Here is a 1,129-nt window from a genome sequence, read left to right as displayed (position 1 = left end):
CTAGTGTCGCGTTTCGTTAGTTGGTTTTCGGTTGAGCTTTCTTGAGAATCTCCTCGACCGGTTTCGTCCACACGAAGGGGTGTTTGCGGTCGTTCCAGCCGTTGATGAAGGCTCGGATCTTCGCGTTGAGGTCCTTGACTGAGGTGAACACACCACGCCGGATCGCTTGCCGGTCGATAATGCCGAACCAGACCTCGACGAGGTTGAGCCACGACCCTGATGTCGGGGTGAAGTGGACGTGGATGTTGGGGTGCGCGGCGATCCACTCGGTGACTGCCGACTTTTTGTGGGTGGCGTAGTTGTCCATCACCAGGTGTAACTCCTGGTCGCCGTAGGTGCGGTCGATTTGCCTGAGGAACGACAAGAACTCCTGGTGGCGGTGCCGTGGCTTGACTGTGGCGGTCACCTGTCCGGTCGCGATCTCCAGTGCGGCGAACAGTGTGGTGGTGCCGTGGCGTTTGTAGTCGTGGGTTCGGCGTTCGATCTGTCCTGGCTGCATCGGGAGCATAGGCGCGGTGCGGTCGAGGGCCTGAATCTGGGACTTCTCGTCCACGCACAATACGATCGCATTCTCCGGCGGTGCCAGATACAGGCCGACGACATCGGTGACTTTGGCGACCAACTCCGGGTCGGTGGAGAACTTGAACGTCCCCGAACGCCACGGCTGTACCCCATACTCACGCCACGCGCGGGCGACCGTGGCGTTGCCGATCCCGAGGTGACTGGCCAACAGGCGTGATGACCAGTGGGTCACCCCATACTTCTTGGGCGGTGGCTTCAACGTCGCCGAGATGACACCCGCGTGATCGAGATGTCTTGGGCGACCCGATCGTTGGGCGTCAAGAAGTCCGTCGAGGCCGTCATGGAGATACCGGGAACGCCACTTGAGTACCGTCGGCACCGACGTCCCGACAACCTCGCTGATCCGCGAATTGGCCACCCCTGCAGCAGCAAGAGTCACGATCCGCGCCCGACGCACCAGCCCCGCAGGCGTCGACGTCGACCGTAGTAGCCGATCAAGTTCATCCGCATCACCATCACGCAGGCCAAGAGCCGGGGCCGCAGAATTCGCCATAGCCAATTCTCTCAAACCACGAACCATAAACTAATTACCGACACGCGACACTAG

Annotated in this window: 1 protein-coding gene; it reads right to left on the bottom strand. The window is 60.7% G+C overall.

Annotation, left to right across the window (positions count from 1 at the left end):
- Window positions 1-16: 16 nt before the first annotated feature.
- On the bottom strand, window positions 17-1,075 hold the full coding sequence (locus A5777_RS11855; RefSeq protein ID WP_049697012.1) for an IS630 family transposase: 1,059 nt from the start codon (window positions 1,073-1,075) through the stop codon (window positions 17-19).
- Window positions 1,076-1,129 lie beyond the last annotated feature (54 nt).

Origin of the sequence: Gordonia sp. 852002-10350_SCH5691597 (genome assembly GCF_001665715.1) — a bacterium.
GTDB lineage: Bacteria > Actinomycetota > Actinomycetes > Mycobacteriales > Mycobacteriaceae > Gordonia > Gordonia sputi.
Note: the sequence above shows the minus strand (reverse complement) of the source record. Positions and strands in the feature narration are given on the sequence as shown.